This is a genomic window from Streptomyces mesophilus, assembly GCF_040300965.1.
Lineage (GTDB): Bacteria > Actinomycetota > Actinomycetes > Streptomycetales > Streptomycetaceae > Streptomyces > Streptomyces mesophilus_A.
Genome location: NZ_JBEPEW010000006.1, coordinates 13,836 through 26,829 on the forward strand (window position 1 = coordinate 13,836; position 12,994 = coordinate 26,829).

Sequence of the window (12,994 nt, forward strand, 5' to 3'; positions counted from 1 at the left end):
GGGAAGAGCGCCCCCGGTGTCGTACAGGAAAAGGAACTCAGAACCCGGCCGGCTCCGTGTACACGCCCCACTCGTCCCGCAGCACCCCGCAGATCTCGCCGAGCGTGGCCTCGGCCCGTACCGCCTCGATCATCGGCACGATCATGTTGGAGCCGTCCCGCGCGGACGCGAGCATCGCGGCGAGGGCGGCCTGGACGCGCGCGTCGTCACGGCCCGCCTTGCGGTCGGCGAGGATGCGCACCTGCTCGCGCTCCACCTCGTGCGAGACCCGCAGGATCTCCAGGTCGCCGGTGACCGAGCCGGTGTGGCAGTTCACGCCGACGACCCGCTTGTCGCCCTTCTCGAGCGAGCGCTGGTACTGGAAGGCGGACTCGGCGATCTCGCCCGTGAACCAGCCGTCCTCGATCCCGCGCAGAATCCCGGAGGTGATCGGGCCGATCGGGTGCTGACCGTCGGGGTGGGCGCGCAGGCCCCGCTCCTTGATCTGCTCGAAGATCTTCTCGGCGTCGGCCTCGATCCGGTCCGTGAGCTGCTCGATGTACCAGGAGCCGCCCAGTGGGTCCGCCACGTTGGCGACGCCGGTCTCCTCCATCAGGACCTGCTGCGTGCGCAGCGCGATCTCGGCGGCCTGCTCGCTCGGCAGCGCGAGGGTCTCGTCGAGGGCGTTGGTGTGCAGCGAGTTCGTGCCGCCGAGCACCGCGGCGAGCGCCTCGACCGCCGTACGCACCACGTTGTTGTACGGCTGCTGCGCGGTCAGCGACACCCCGGCCGTCTGCGTGTGGAACCGCAGCCACTGCGCCTTGTCGGACTGCGCCCCGTACACCTCCTTCATCCAGCGCGCCCAAATGCGGCGCGCCGCACGGAACTTGGCGATCTCCTCGAAGAAGTCGACATGCGCGTCGAAGAAGAAGGACAGGCCGGGCGCGAAGACGTCGACGTCGAGGCCGCGGCTCAGGCCGAGCTCCACGTAACCGAAGCCGTCCGCGAGGGTGTACGCCAGCTCCTGTGCGGCCGTCGCCCCCGCCTCACGGATGTGATAGCCGGAGACCGAGAGCGGCTTGTACGCGGGGATGCCGACGGAGGTGTACTCCATCAGGTCGCCGATCAGACGCAGATGCGGCTCCGGCTGGAAGAGCCACTCCTTCTGCGCGATGTACTCCTTGAAGATGTCCGTCTGCAGCGTGCCGTTGAGCACCGCCGGGTCCACGCCCTGGCGCTCGGCCGCGACCAGGTACATGCAGAACACCGGGACGGCCGGGCCGCTGATCGTCATCGAGGTCGTGACGTCGCCGAGCGGGATGTCCTTGAACAGGACCTCCATGTCGGCGGCCGAGTCGATCGCCACACCGCAGTGCCCGACCTCGCCGAGCGAGCGCGCTTCGTCGGAGTCGCGGCCCATCAGGGTCGGCATGTCGAACGCGACGGACAGACCGCCGCCGCCGTTCGCCAGGATCATCTTGTAGCGCTCGTTGGTCTGCTCGGCGTTGCCGAAGCCCGCGAACTGGCGGATCGTCCACGTCCGGCCGCGGTAGCCGGTCGCGTGCAGACCGCGTGTGTACGGGTATTCGCCGGGCCAGCCGATGCGCTCGAAGCCCTCGTAGGCATCGCCCGGACGCGGCCCGTAGACCGGCTCGACCGGGTCGCCGGAGAGCGTGGTGAAGTCGGCGTCGCGCTTGCGGGCCTTGTCGTACCGGGCCTGCCAGCGGCGGCGGCCCTCTTCGATCGCGTCAGCGTCCATACCTTCGAATTTACTAGGACGTCCTAGTAAATGTCGATGGCCGACCCCCGTGGCGCGCGCCACGGGGGTGGGGTGCCGCGGAGGTTGCGTAAGGCCTCAGGCCTTGGCGACCGCGGGGCCGTCCTCGGTGAAGTGGGGCTCCAGCTCGCGGGAGACCTTGCGCTCGACGAAGAAGGCGGCGGTCGGGATGGTGCCCGCGATCAGCACCCACAGCTGCTTGCCGACGGGCCACCGGGCCTTGGAGCCCAGGTCGAAGGCGAAGACCAGGTACACGACGTAGAGCCAGCCGTGCGCGATGCTGACGACCTTGGTGAAGTCCGCGGCGCCGTCCATGTCCAGGGCGTACTTGCCGATCATGCCGAGGGTCAGCAGGACGAGCAGGACACCCGTGATGTAGGCGAGGGCGCGGTAGCGGGTCAGGACGCTCTTCTTCATACGGACGAGGGTAACCGTCCGGTTTGCGCGATCTTTGCGCGGGTGCGGGGCCTCGTCGGCGGGGGCTCGGCGCTCTCGGTGGCGGGGGCTCAGCGCTCTTCGAAGTCCGCGGCCGCGACCCGGAGCGGGCGGAGCATCGCGAAGATCTCGCCGCACTCCTCCGCGTCGTACACCCCGAGCCCGAAGTCCATCGCCATCAGGTCGCGGGTGGCCGACTCGACCACCTCGCGGCCCTTGTCGGTGATCGAGGCCAGGGTGCCGCGGCCGTCGTTGGGGTTGGGACGCTTGTCGACCAGGCCCGACTTCACCAGGCGGTCCACCGTGTTCGTCACCGAGGTCGGGTGGACCATCAGGCGCTCGCCGATCTTCGACATCGGCAGTTCGCCCGCCTTGGAGAAGGTGAGCAGGACCAGCGCCTCGTAGCGCGCGAAGGTCAGTCCGTACGGCTTGACCACCGCGTCGACCTCGGCGAGCAGGATCTGGTGGGCGCGCATGATCGAGGTGATCGCGGCCATCGAGGGCACCGTTCCCCAGCGCTGCTTCCAGAGTTCGTCGGCTCGGGCGATGGGGTCGAAGGGGAGGCTGAGCGGCTTCGGCACGCCCCAGACCTTACCGGGCGGTCACATCGCGGCCAGTCCCGTCTCGCAGTTCGGTCTGCCGGGCCGGGGCGGGCTGCTCCGCAGGGTCGGTCTGCTCGGCAGGGGCGCCCTGTTCCACGGGGCGGGCTCCGGCCCGGTGGGCTTCCCGTACGAGCAGGAGCGAGAGGAGCGTGCCGATCACGCCGGCCCCGGTGACGACCTGGTGCACCGGCCAGAACTCGGCGGCCAGGCCCGCAAGGGCCATGCCCGCGCCCTGGACCGTCATCAGGCCGGCGGTCATCAAGGTCATGGCGCGGCCGCGCAGTTCCTCGGGCACGGTGGCCACGAACCACTGGTCGAGTCCGAGCACGTAGGCGCCGCCCGCTCCGGCCAGGACGAGCAGGAGTACGGAGAGGCCGAGGCCGGGCTCGGCCGCGTAGGCGAGGAAGGGGAGCAGGCTCGCGCCGGCCACCGGGAGCACGATCCGCGAGCGGGTGCGCGGGCTCAGCCGGGCGCCCACCCACACCTCGGCCGCGATGTGGCCGACCGGCATGGCGCACATCAGCAGACCGAGGGCCGCGGGGCCCGCGCCGATGTGCTCGGCGTACGGGGCGGCCAGGGCCTCGGGGGCGACGACGAACATGGTGGGCACCCAGAACAGCAGGACCTGGGCGCGGATCCGGCGGTCGGCGAAGACCTTGCGGGCGCCGGACAGGGACTCCCGCATCAAGGCCGCGCCCCCGTGGGCGCGGGCGGGGCGGGCCTTGGTGCCGAAGCGAAGGAGCAGGGCCGAGGCCAGGAACGTGCCGAGGGTGAGGGTGATGGCGCCGCGCGGCGAGACCACCGTGAGCAGGACGCCTCCCACGCCGAACCCGGCGAGCTGGGCGCTCTGCGAGACGATCCGCAGGATCGAGCGGCCCAGTACGTAGAGGTCGCCCTCGCCGAGGATGTCGGTGAGCGCGGCCATCCGCGTACCGGTGAAGACGGGGGCGATGGCGGCGATCAGGATGCGCAGGGCGAGCAGCGCGGCGACCGGCGTGCCCGGCACGATCATCACCGCTACGCAGGCGGCGCAGATCAGATCGCAGACGACCAGGACGCGGCGGGCCGGGTAGCGGTCGGCGACGCCCGCGAAGAGGGTGCCGCCGATGAGGTACGGCAGCATGCCGAGCGCGAAGGTGAGGGCGCTGAGCAGCGGGGACTTGGTGAGCTCGTAGACGAGGACGGTCAGCGCGATCTCGGCCACCACGACGCCGAGCAGGGAGAGCAGGTGCGCGGCGAACACGGCGCGGAACTCGCGGACGCGGAAGACGGCTCCGTACCCCTGGGGTGCCGGGGGCGACGAACAGGAGCGCCTGGAACCCCGGTATGCAGTTCCCTTGGAATTCCGATCGCGGTGTCTCGACATGTGCAGCAGCGTGCCGCCGTGGCCGCGTACGGCTAAGAGTTTCGGCTCAGGCCGAATCTTCGTACGCTAGAGGTCCTGCGACGGCCGGGGGAGAGGAGCCGGGCGGTGCCCTTCCATCTGCACTTCAGTGAACAGGACCTGCTGCGCTGCCGGTTCGCGATCTCGCCGATCTGGGAGACGCAGGCCGCGATCGGCACGCTGGGGCGGCCCGCGAGCCACGGCTATCACCTGCCGTGGCTGCGCCGGATCAAGGACGCGGCCGCCGAGCTCGACCTCGCCCCGCTCCTGCGCCTGATGCCGCAGCGCGGACGTAATCCGGACTTCTGGTGCCCGCCGCCGACGAGCGCGCTCGACACCTTCGAGGAGGAGCTGGCGCGGGTGCGGGCGACGCCCGCCGACGCCGCGTACACCGACCTCTACGAGACCCTCGCCGACCAGCCGGGCGCGCTGGAGAGCCCCATCGGGCAGCGGCTGCTCGCCGATCCCGCGGCCGCCGTGCAGTTCCTGGCCGACCGGCTCGAGCAGGCCTGGCACCGGCTGATCGCCCCGGAGTGGCCGCGTCTGCGGGCGCTGCTCGAAGCGGATGTCGCGTACCACTCGCGGGTGCTCGCGGCCGTCGGATTCCGTTCGCTGCTGGGGGAGTTGAACCCCAATCTGCGCTGGGAGGGCTCGACGCTGACCGTCGTGAGCAGCCTCGGTGAGTACGAGCGCACGCTGCACGGCGAGGGTCTGGTCCTGATGCCCTCGGTGTTCACCTGGCCCCATGTGGTCAGCGGCCAGGAGGAGCCCTGGGCGCCCGCGATCATCTATCCGGCGCGCGGGATCGGCGGTCTGTGGAGCGACGAGGGCGACCGCACCCCCGACGCGCTCGCGCGGCTGCTCGGCCGGGCCCGCGCGGATGTGCTCTGCGCGCTGACGGACCCGGCGAGCACCACCGCGCTGGCCCATCGGCTCGGGCTCGCGCCCTCCTCCGTATCAGCGCATCTGTCGGCCCTGAAGGGCGCGGGACTGCTGGTCTCGCGGCGGTACGGGCATCAAGTCCTGTACGAGCGGACGCCGTTGGGGATCGCGCTTGCGGGGGCTGAGGGCTGAGGCCGCCGCCTTACGGTGCCGCGCTCTCCAGCTCCTCGATCGTGCCGGACATCACCGTCCGTACGTGCTCGGTGAGGTGCTCGGCCGGCCAGTCCCACCACGCGACCGCGAGCAGCCGCTCGATCTCCGGCTCGCTGAAGCGCTTGCGGATCAGGCGGGCCGGGTTGCCGCCGACGATTCCGTAGTCGGGGACGTCCGCGGTGACCACCGCGCCGGTCGCGATGATCGCGCCGTGGCCGATGCGTACGCCGGGCATCACGGTCGCGCCGTTGCCGAACCAGACATCGTTGCCGACCACCGTGTCACCGGGGTTCGGCAGCCCGGTCAGGAGGTCGAAGTGTTCGGCCCAGGAGCCGCCCATGGTCGGGAAGGGGAACGTGGAGGGGCCGTCCATACGGTGGTTGGCGCCGTTCATGATGAAGCGCGTGCCCGTGCCGAGTGCACAGAACTTGCCGATGACGAGCCGCTCGGGACCGTAGTGGTAGAGCACGTTGCGGGTCTCGAACGCGGTCGCGTCGTCCGGGTCGTCGTAATACGAGTACTCACCGACCTCGATCAGCTCCGACTTCACCAGCGGCTTGAGCTGGACGACACGCGGCTGGCCGGGCATCGGGTGCAGGACGGTCGGGTCGGCGGGCACGGGCATGGTGCGCTCCCTCGGGTGTCGGGTGGTCGGTGCGGGTGGTAGGTCCGGGGTTCAGAGGGTGCGAAGCACCCGGGCGGGATTGCCGACCGCGAGGACGCCCGCCGGCAGGTCGCGGGTGACCACCGAGCCCGCGCCGACCACCGTGTTCTCGCCGATCGTCACGCCCGGACACACGATCACGCCGCCGCCGAGCCAGACATTGTCGCCGATCGTGATCGGCTCGCCCTTCTCCCAGCCCTCGCGGCGGCGCTCATGGTCCAACTCATGGGTGGGCGTGAGCAGTTGGACGTTCGGCCCGATCTGGACGTCCTCGCCGATCGTGATGCGGGCGGCGTCCAGGAAGACCGCGCCGAAGTTGACGAAGGTCCGCGCGCCGATGGAGATGTACGTGCCGTAGTCGCACTGGAAGGGCGGCCGGATACGGACATTCTCGCCGAGCTCGCCGATCAACTGCCCCAGGATCGCCTGGCGTTCCGCGGGCGGCGCGGTCGAGGCCGCGTTGTACGCCGCGCACAGTCCGGCGCGGCGCACGGTCTGCGCGAGCAGCTCCTCGTCGTCGGCGATGTACCAGTCGCCCGCCAGCATGCGGTCCTTGTTCTCACCCATGGGGGACCACTATGCCCGCACCTCAGGCGGCGGCTCCTGCCGCCCCGGCCCAGTGCCTCCGCAGCAGCTCCACCGTCACGGTGATCGCCGGCCGGCGTGCCGCCCCCGGCCGCCACAGCGCGTACAGGCGGCGCACAGGCGCCGGCTCCAGGGGGAGCGCGTGGACCCCGTCCGGCAGCGGGCCGCGGCCCAGGCGCGGGATGAGGGCGATGCCCAACCCGGCGGCCACGAGGGCCAGTTGGGTGTGGTACTCGGCCGCCTGGTGTGCGAGCAGCGGCTCGTGGCCCGCCGCCCGCAGCGTACGCACCAGCCAGTCGTGGCAGACGGTGCCCGGCGGCTGGCAGATCCAGCGCTCCCCGCCGAGGTCCGTGCGCCGTACGGATTCCCGCGCGGCCAGCGGGTGCCCCTCGGGCACCAGGAGGTCGCACGCGTCGTCACCGATCACCGCCTGCTCCACGCCTTCCGGTGCGGGCAGCGGAGCGATGTCCCAGTCGTGGGCGACCGCCACGTCGATCATGCCGCGGGCGACCAGGTCGATGGACAGATGCGGATCGACCTCGGTCATCCGTACGTCGAGTCCGGGGTGCTCACGCGCGAGTTCGGCGAGTACGCCCGGCAGCAGGCCGCGGGCCGCGGTGGAGAAGGCGCCGATCGTCAGGAGGCCGGTCGGCCTCCCCCTGCGTTCCTCGAGCGTGGTCTCCGCGCGCTCGACGATCGCGAGCAACTCCTGTGCGGTGGAGGCGAGATGGCGGGCCTCCTCGGTGAGCGCGACACCGCGCCCCCGGCGTTCGAGCAGCGTGGTGCGGGTCTCCCGCTCCAGCTTGGTGATCTGCTGCGACACCGCGGACGGGGTGTATCCGAGCGCGAGGGCGGCGGCGGCGACTGAGCCGTGCACGGAGACGGCGTGCAGGGCGCGCAGACGTCCGAGGTCGAGCATGATCGCCTCCCGGGTGAGCCGGCTCCTGGGGCCGAGCCGCCTATGCGTAAGCAACGCTCAATTCAACCATGAAGAGATTCGCGCTGGTGCTAAAGAGTCGGGTCGCTGATCCTCGGACCATGCGTCCCGTACACATCGCGCTCGCCGTCCTGGTCACCGCCGTCTGGGGAGTGAACTTCGTCGTCATCGAGCTCGGACTCGGACACTTTCCGCCGCTGCTCTTCTCCGCTCTGCGCTTCCTCGTCGCCGCCCTGCCCGCCGTCTTCTTCGTGGGCCGCCCCAAGGTCGCCTGGAAGTGGGTGATCGGGGTCGGACTCGCCCTGGGAGTCGCCAAGTTCGGGCTGCTCTTCATCGGGATGGACCGGGGCATGCCCGCCGGGCTCTCCTCGCTCGTCCTGCAGATCCAGGCGGTCTTCACGGCCGTCTTCGCGGCGGTGCTGCTGAGCGAGCGCCCGGGCCGGGTCCGTATCGCCGGCATGACCGTGGCACTCGGCGGCATCGTCCTCGCCGCCGTGGACGAAGGCGCGTCGGGGCCGGTCCTCGCGTTCGTGCTCGTCATCGCGTCCGCCGCGTGCTGGGGTGTCTCCAACGTGCTGACCCGCAAGGCGTCACCGCCGGACGCGCTGAACTTCATGGTCTGGGTGTCCACCGTTCCCGTACTGCCGCTGCTCGCCCTGTCGCTGGTCTTCGAGGGGCCCGAGGCGGATCTGGCCGCGCTGCGCGCGCTCGACTGGGGCGGCGTCGGCGCGATCGTCTACGTGGCGTGGGGTGCGACGGTCTTCGGGTTCGGCGTCTGGGGCTTCCTGCTGCGGCGCTATCCCGCCTCCGCGGTGGCCCCCTTCTCGCTGCTCGTGCCGGTCTTCGGGATGTCCTCGGCCGCGCTGCTGCTCGACGAGTCGGTGAGCCCGCTGCGGTGGGGAGCGGCCGTTCTGCTCGTCGGCGGGGTGGCGCTGACTTCGCTGTCGAGATCCGCGCCCTCTGTGACACCGGTGGAGTCACTGACGCCCGTGGAGCCCGTGGCCGCGAGCGCATCTCCCGTACTGGCTAAGCCCCTTCGGGAAACGTGAGCCGGAACAGCGCACCCCCGCCCGGCGCCGCCTCGGCCGTGAGGTCGGCGTGGTGGGCCCGGGCGATCTGCCGGGCCATCGCGAGGCCGAGGCCCGAGCCGGGCAGGGCGCGGGCGGACTCGGCGCGGTAGAAGCGGTCGAAGACATACGGCAGGTCGGCCGGGGCGATACCGGGCCCGTGGTCCCGTACGGTCAACTCGCCTGCCGTCAGGGTCACTTCGACCGGTCCGCCGGGCGGTGAGAACTTCGCGGCGTTGTCGAGCAGGTTCGTCAGGAGCCGTGACACGCGGGCCGGGACGCCGGGGAAGGCCACGGTGTGGGCGTCCTCCGCGGCGTCCAGCGTGAAGTCGACCTGCGGCCAGTGTGCGCGGGCGGCGTTCACCGCGTGCGTGACCAGGGCGTCCATCCGGACCTCTTCGAGCAGCGGCTGCGGCTCCTCGTCGCGCGCCAGCTCGATCAGGTCGTTCACCATGCCGCTGACCTCCCGCAGCTGCCGGCCGAGCGCCTGGGCCGCGCGGTCGCGCTGGGCGGGCGTCAACCGGTCGGCGCGGGCGAGGAGTTCGGCGTTCGTGCGCAGCGCGGTCAGCGGGGTGCGCAGCTCGTGTGAGGCGTCGGCGACCAGGCGGCGCTGGGCGGTGACGGACTGCTCCAGTTCGCCGAGCATCGTGTTGAACGTGGCGGCCAGACGGGTCACCTCGTCCTCGCGTCCTTCGGGGCCCGGCGGCAGTTCGATGCGGTGGCGCGGGTCGCGGGTGGCCGCGATGCGTTCGGCGGTGGCGGTGAGGCGGGTGACCGGGGCGAGGGCGGTGCGCGAGACCCAGTAGCCGGCCGCGGCCGCGAGCAGCACACCGGCGCCGCCGACGAGAGCGAGCAGGGTCGCGGCCTGGCGCACCCCGCGGTCGGCCACGTCCGCGCGCAGCGCGACCTGCAGTGCGGTGCCGTCCCCGAAGGTCGTGGTGTACATCCGGGCCGGATGCCCCTCGAAGGTGAAGCTCGTGTAGTACGGGTCGAGATGACGGCCCGCGACCTGGCGCGTCGCCCGGGAGACCGGCAGCAGATACGGCTCGGAAGGGTCGGCGGCCGGGTCCTCGGGCACGTCCTGGGCGCAGGCGGGCGCGCCGAGGTAGCGGCACTCGCCGGTGTAGACACCGGGCCCGTCCCCCTTGTGCTGCTGGGCGATCAGGGTCGCCGACTGGGCGAGGTTCTGGTCGAGCTGCTGGTAGAGCTTGAAGCGGATCACGAAGAACGCGGCCGCGCAGATCCCGACCGCGACCAGCGCCACCGCGGCCGTCGAGGCCAGCGCGAGCCGGGTGCGCAGCGGGCGGCGGCGCCGCCAGCGGGCGCCGAGGCGGCGGTCGGTCCGTCGTGGGGTGGCTCGTCCGGTGCCGGCCGGTCCGGGGCCGGCCTTTCCGGGGTCGGCCGGTCCATGAGCGTCCGGCTGTGGGGCGCCGGGCGTGCGGCCGTCGTCGCTCATGACACATCCAGGCGGTAGCCGACGCCGTGCACGGTGTGCACGAGCCGTGGTTCGCCGCCGGCTTCGAGTTTGCGCCGCAGATAACCCACGTATACGGCGAGGGAGTTGGAGTCCGGGCCGAAGTCCTGTCCCCAGACCCGCTCCAGGAGCAGCTCCCGCGGCAGGGCCTGGCGCGGGCTGTGCAGCAGCTGTTCGAGGAGCGCGAACTCGGTCCGGCTGAACTCCAGGGGCCGCCCGCCCCGCGTCCCGGTGCGGGTCACGGGGTCGGCCGTGAGGTCGGCGAACGTGAGCAGTGTGCCGTCCCCGGCCGGCTCGTCGGGGGCGACGCGGCGCAGCAACGCCCGTACGCGGGCGGTCAGTTCGTCCAGGGCGAAGGGTTTGACCAGGTAGTCGTCCGCGCCGGCGTCGAGGCCGTCCACCCGCTCGCTCACCGAGCCGAGCGCGGTCAGGACCAGGACCGGCGTACGGTCGCCCATCGCGCGCAGCCGCCGGCACAGGGCGAGCCCGTCGAGCACCGGCATCAGCACGTCCGTGACGACGGCGTCCGGCTGCCAGGCCGCGATCTCGGACAGGGCGGCGAGTCCGTCACCGGCGCCGCGCACCGCGTACCCCTCCACCGCGAGCCCGTCCTCGATGGCGACGCGCACCTCGGGTTCGTCCTCGACCACGAGGATGCGCGGTCCGCCGGGGGCCGCCGGGGTGCCGCCGCTGTCACGGTGTGCCGCGGTGCCGCCGCCGTGCCGGTGAGCCGGGCCGCCGCTGCCGTATGCCTTCGCTGCCATGCCGTAAAGGGTGCCAAACCGGACTCTTAGAACCCTCTTACCGCGCTCAGTGAGCCTGGCCGCATGCTGACACCCACCTCACCTCTCTCCGTAGTGATCGGCGCGGGCGGCACCGGCGGTCACATCTATCCCGGGCTCGCGCTCGCCGACGCCCTGCGCCGCGCCGTGCCCGACGCGCTGATCTCCTTCGTGGGCACCACCCGCGGCCTGGAGACCCGGCTCATACCCGGGGCCGGCTACCGGCTGCACACCGTCGACATGATCCCCTTCGACCCCTCGCTCGGGGCCCGCCGCTTCCTGCTGCCCGCGGCGCTCCTGAAGTCCGGCGCCCAGGTCCGCTCGATCCTGCGCGCACAAGGAGCACAGGGCGCGCACGTCGCGGTCGGGATGGGCGGCTACCCCAGCGCACCCGTGATCCTCGGCGCGAAGCTCGCCGGACTGCCGAGCGTCATCCACGAGTCCAACGCCGTGCCCGGGCGGGCCAACCAGTTCGCCGCCCGCCTCACCCCGCACCTCACCGTCGCCTTCGACCGCAGCCGCGCGCATCTGTCGGGCGGCGAGCGCGCCCGCGTCGTCGGCATGCCGATCGCCGCCTCGCTCGCGGGGCTCGACCGTGCCGGGCTGCGGGCCGAGGCGCGGCGTGCGATGGGCGTACGGGACGGCGCGCGGCTGATCGTCTTCAACGGCGGCAGCCTCGGCGCGGCCCGCCTCACCGAAGCCGCCCTGGGCCTTGCCGCGCTGTGGCGCTCGCGCACCGACGTCCAGTTGCTCATCAAGACCGGACCGGCCGCCCTCGAGGAGACCCGGCGCCGCCTCGGCGCCTCGCCCGTGGCCCGCGCGGTGCCGTACCTGGACCGGATGGACCACGCGTACGCCGCCGCCGACCTGGTCGTCTGCCGTGCGGGCTCGGCCACCGTCGCCGAACTCGCCGCCACCGGCGTGCCCGCCGTCCTCGTGCCGTATCCGCACGCCCCCGGCGACCACCAGACCCACAACGCCCGGGTGCTCACCGACGCCGGCGCCGGGCTGCTGCTGCCCGACGCCGAGACCACGGCCGAGCACCTCGCCGACCTCGTCGGCCCGCTGCTCGACCGGCCGGAGCGGCTCGCCGCGATGGCCCGCGCCGCCGACCCCGGCCCGCACGCCCGGGCCGCCGACCTGCTCGCCGCCGAGGTCCTTCGCCTCGCCGGCCGTCCCGTTCCCTTCCCTCACCTGGAGACCGTCCGATGAACGCCTTTTCCTGGTCCGGCCGCACCGTCCTCGTCACCGGAGCGGAGGGGTTCATCGGGTCCACGCTCGTGGATCTCCTCGTCGAACAAGGCGCGCGCGTCAAGGCGTTGGTGCACTACAAGCCGTACGCGGAGAAGGGCCACCTCGCCCACCACCTCGGCGGCGGGGACGTCGAGATGCTCTCGGGCGACGTCCGCGACGGCGGGCGCGTGATGGACGCGGTGGCCGGCTGCGACACCGTCTTCCACCTCGCGGCGCTCATCGGCATCCCGTACAGCTATGACTCGCCCGGCGCGTACGTCCAGACGAACGTCGTCGGCACCGAGAACATCCTCGAAGCCTGCCGCCACCACGGTGTCCGCCGCCTCGTCCACACCTCCACCAGCGAGGTGTACGGCACGGCGCTCACGGTCCCGATCAGCGAGGACCACCCGCTCCAGCCGCAGTCGCCGTACTCCGCCTCGAAGATCGGCGCGGACATGATGGCGCTGTCGCACCGCAACGCCTTCGATCTGCCGGTCGCGGTGGTCCGCCCCTTCAACACCTACGGTCCGCGGCAGTCGGCGCGTGCGGTGATCCCCACGATCCTGGCCCAACTGCACGCGGGCGTACGGGAGATCAAGCTCGGCTCGCTCACGCCGACCCGCGACTTCACCTATGTCACGGACACGGCGCGCGGCTTCCTCGCGGTGGGCGCCTGCGACCGGGCCCTCGGCGAGGTGGTGAACCTCGGCACCGGGCGGGAGATCTCGATCGGCGACCTGGCCACGGAGCTCATCGCGGCCACCGGGGCGAAGGCCGAGGTCGTGGTCGATCCGTCCCGGCTGCGGCCGGCGGCCAGCGAGGTGGAGCGGCTGCTCTCCGACAACTCCCGGGCGCGGGAGTGGGCTTCATGGCAGCCGGAGGTCTCGCTGCGGGAGGGGCTTTCGCGGACCTCGGAGTGGGTGGCGGCGAATCTGCGCCTGTTCGACGTATCGCGCTACCAGGTCTGACGCGGCCCG

The 12,994-nt window shown here is 72.2% G+C and carries 13 protein-coding genes; 4 read left to right on the top strand and 9 right to left on the bottom strand.

Annotated features, from left to right (window positions below):
* Nucleotides 1-37: 37 nt before the first annotated feature.
* The 4 genes from ABT367_RS03880 to ABT367_RS03895 all read right to left on the bottom strand — a co-directional run bounded on the left by ABT367_RS03880 (nucleotide 38) and on the right by ABT367_RS03895 (nucleotide 4,159).
* The gene (locus tag ABT367_RS03880) at nucleotides 38-1,738 is read right to left on the bottom strand and encodes an acyl-CoA mutase large subunit family protein (RefSeq protein WP_352249266.1); all 1,701 of its coding nucleotides are present in this window, start codon (nucleotides 1,736-1,738) and stop codon (nucleotides 38-40) included.
* Between the two features lie 96 nt (nucleotides 1,739-1,834).
* Nucleotides 1,835-2,173: a DUF3817 domain-containing protein gene (locus ABT367_RS03885; RefSeq protein ID WP_352249268.1), complete on the bottom strand. Its 339-nt coding sequence runs from the start codon at nucleotides 2,171-2,173 to the stop codon at nucleotides 1,835-1,837.
* Nucleotides 2,174-2,262: 89 nt separating this feature from the next.
* Complete coding sequence (locus tag ABT367_RS03890; protein WP_352249270.1) at nucleotides 2,263-2,772, bottom strand: MarR family winged helix-turn-helix transcriptional regulator; 510 nt, start codon at nucleotides 2,770-2,772, stop codon at nucleotides 2,263-2,265.
* Between the two features lie 10 nt (nucleotides 2,773-2,782).
* Nucleotides 2,783-4,159, bottom strand: coding sequence for an MFS transporter (locus ABT367_RS03895; protein ID WP_352249272.1), 1,377 nt, complete (start codon nucleotides 4,157-4,159; stop codon nucleotides 2,783-2,785).
* 105 nt (nucleotides 4,160-4,264) lie between these two features.
* On the opposite strand from ABT367_RS03895, the gene ABT367_RS03900 reads away from it, so the two are divergent.
* Entirely contained in the window at nucleotides 4,265-5,251 is a 987-nt protein-coding gene (locus ABT367_RS03900) for an ArsR/SmtB family transcription factor (RefSeq protein ID WP_352249274.1), read from the top strand.
* A 10-nt stretch (nucleotides 5,252-5,261) separates the two neighbouring features.
* On the opposite strand, the gene ABT367_RS03905 is transcribed toward ABT367_RS03900, so the two are convergent.
* The 3 genes from ABT367_RS03905 to ABT367_RS03915 are packed head-to-tail and all read right to left on the bottom strand — an operon-like array spanning nucleotide 5,262 to nucleotide 7,440.
* Nucleotides 5,262-5,897, bottom strand: coding sequence for a CatB-related O-acetyltransferase (locus ABT367_RS03905; protein WP_352249276.1), 636 nt, complete (start codon nucleotides 5,895-5,897; stop codon nucleotides 5,262-5,264).
* Nucleotides 5,898-5,948: 51 nt separating this feature from the next.
* Nucleotides 5,949-6,503: a sugar O-acetyltransferase gene (locus tag ABT367_RS03910; protein WP_352249278.1), complete on the bottom strand. Its 555-nt coding sequence runs from the start codon at nucleotides 6,501-6,503 to the stop codon at nucleotides 5,949-5,951.
* Between the two features lie 22 nt (nucleotides 6,504-6,525).
* Nucleotides 6,526-7,440 carry a LysR family transcriptional regulator gene (locus tag ABT367_RS03915; protein ID WP_352249280.1) on the bottom strand — a complete coding sequence of 305 codons (915 nt, stop codon included), beginning with the start codon at nucleotides 7,438-7,440 and terminating at the stop codon, nucleotides 6,526-6,528.
* 119 nt (nucleotides 7,441-7,559) lie between these two features.
* On the opposite strand from ABT367_RS03915, the gene ABT367_RS03920 reads away from it, so the two are divergent.
* Entirely contained in the window at nucleotides 7,560-8,507 is a 948-nt protein-coding gene (locus ABT367_RS03920; RefSeq protein ID WP_352249282.1) for an EamA family transporter, read from the top strand.
* Here the strand turns inward: ABT367_RS03920 and ABT367_RS03925 are convergent.
* Nucleotides 8,485-9,981 (bottom strand): sensor histidine kinase, encoded by a 1,497-nt coding sequence (locus ABT367_RS03925; RefSeq protein WP_352249284.1) that lies wholly within the window; start codon nucleotides 9,979-9,981, stop codon nucleotides 8,485-8,487. The two genes, ABT367_RS03920 and ABT367_RS03925, sit on opposite strands and share 23 nt — an antisense overlap.
* On the bottom strand, nucleotides 9,978-10,649 hold the full coding sequence (locus tag ABT367_RS03930) for a response regulator transcription factor (protein WP_352249434.1): 672 nt from the start codon (nucleotides 10,647-10,649) through the stop codon (nucleotides 9,978-9,980). Before ABT367_RS03930 ends, ABT367_RS03925 begins: the two co-directional genes overlap by 4 nt.
* Before the next feature lie 177 nt (nucleotides 10,650-10,826).
* On the opposite strand from ABT367_RS03930, the gene ABT367_RS03935 reads away from it, so the two are divergent.
* Both ABT367_RS03935 and ABT367_RS03940 read left to right on the top strand, forming a co-directional pair.
* Nucleotides 10,827-11,993 (top strand): UDP-N-acetylglucosamine--N-acetylmuramyl-(pentapeptide) pyrophosphoryl-undecaprenol N-acetylglucosamine transferase, encoded by a 1,167-nt coding sequence (locus tag ABT367_RS03935; RefSeq protein WP_352249286.1) that lies wholly within the window; start codon nucleotides 10,827-10,829, stop codon nucleotides 11,991-11,993.
* A complete protein-coding gene (locus ABT367_RS03940; protein ID WP_352249288.1) occupies nucleotides 11,990-12,985 on the top strand; it encodes a GDP-mannose 4,6-dehydratase in 996 nt (331 codons plus the stop codon). Before ABT367_RS03935 ends, ABT367_RS03940 begins: the two co-directional genes overlap by 4 nt.
* Nucleotides 12,986-12,994: the final 9 nt, after the last annotated feature.

Excerpts from the sequence above, each read along its gene's own strand:
- ABT367_RS03925 (WP_352249284.1), bottom strand. The coding sequence starts at position 9,981 with ATGAGCGACGACGGCCGCACGCCCGGCGCCCCACAGCCGGACGCTCAT.
- ABT367_RS03910 (WP_352249278.1), bottom strand. The coding sequence starts at position 6,503 with ATGGGTGAGAACAAGGACCGCATGCTGGCGGGCGACTGGTACATCGCC.
- ABT367_RS03895 (WP_352249272.1), bottom strand. The coding sequence starts at position 4,159 with ATGTCGAGACACCGCGATCGGAATTCCAAGGGAACTGCATACCGGGGT.
- ABT367_RS03905 (WP_352249276.1), bottom strand. The coding sequence starts at position 5,897 with ATGCCCGTGCCCGCCGACCCGACCGTCCTGCACCCGATGCCCGGCCAG.
- ABT367_RS03920 (WP_352249282.1), top strand. The coding sequence starts at position 7,560 with ATGCGTCCCGTACACATCGCGCTCGCCGTCCTGGTCACCGCCGTCTGG.
- ABT367_RS03880 (WP_352249266.1), bottom strand. The coding sequence starts at position 1,738 with ATGGACGCTGACGCGATCGAAGAGGGCCGCCGCCGCTGGCAGGCCCGG.
- ABT367_RS03940 (WP_352249288.1), top strand. The coding sequence starts at position 11,990 with ATGAACGCCTTTTCCTGGTCCGGCCGCACCGTCCTCGTCACCGGAGCG.
- ABT367_RS03915 (WP_352249280.1), bottom strand. The coding sequence starts at position 7,440 with ATGCTCGACCTCGGACGTCTGCGCGCCCTGCACGCCGTCTCCGTGCAC.
- ABT367_RS03885 (WP_352249268.1), bottom strand. The coding sequence starts at position 2,173 with ATGAAGAAGAGCGTCCTGACCCGCTACCGCGCCCTCGCCTACATCACG.
- ABT367_RS03935 (WP_352249286.1), top strand. The coding sequence starts at position 10,827 with ATGCTGACACCCACCTCACCTCTCTCCGTAGTGATCGGCGCGGGCGGC.